1 protein-coding gene is annotated in these 471 nt (G+C 76.4%); it reads right to left on the reverse strand.

Translation table 11 applies throughout. The features are described 5' to 3' along the window. Positions 1–440 (reverse strand): FAD-dependent oxidoreductase (locus V2J85_RS40500; protein WP_330824375.1); only part of this gene is annotated, 440 nt, incomplete at its 3' end. Positions 441–471 lie beyond the last annotated feature (31 nt).

The raw sequence follows: 471 nt of genomic DNA on the forward strand, positions 1-471 counted from the left end.
GTGCCGGGCTCGGCGCCTCTGCCGCCGAGGCCCGCCCGCGAGACGAGCCGCAGATCGCTCCCGGACCCGCCCGGCGCGAGGTGGGGGGCGCTCGACCGGGTGCGTACGGCTCTGAGTGCGCCCCTCGCGCTCCGTAGGTCGGCGGTGCGATGGCGGCGGCCCTCGCTGTGCACCAGCACCCCGGGGGCGAACTCCCGGAGTTCCGGGGCGCCGAGCCCCGGGGTGCCGGTCAGCTCCGGCCAGGAGGCGCAGAGCAGGGGGCCGAGCAGGTCGAGGCGGAAGCCGTCCACCTCACGGGTGACCAGCCGGCCGCCCACGGTGGGGGCCGCCTCCAGAACACTGACGCCGACCCCTGCCCGGGTCAGCAGATGGGCCGCTGACAGGCCGGCGATCCCGGCCCCGATGATGATCACGTCCGCGTGGTGTGCCGTGCTGCGCACAAGCCCCTCCCCGAGTCGGTGCGACTGGTGG

The sequence above is a fragment of the Streptomyces bugieae genome (genome assembly GCF_036352915.1).
Lineage (GTDB): Bacteria > Actinomycetota > Actinomycetes > Streptomycetales > Streptomycetaceae > Streptomyces > Streptomyces endophytica.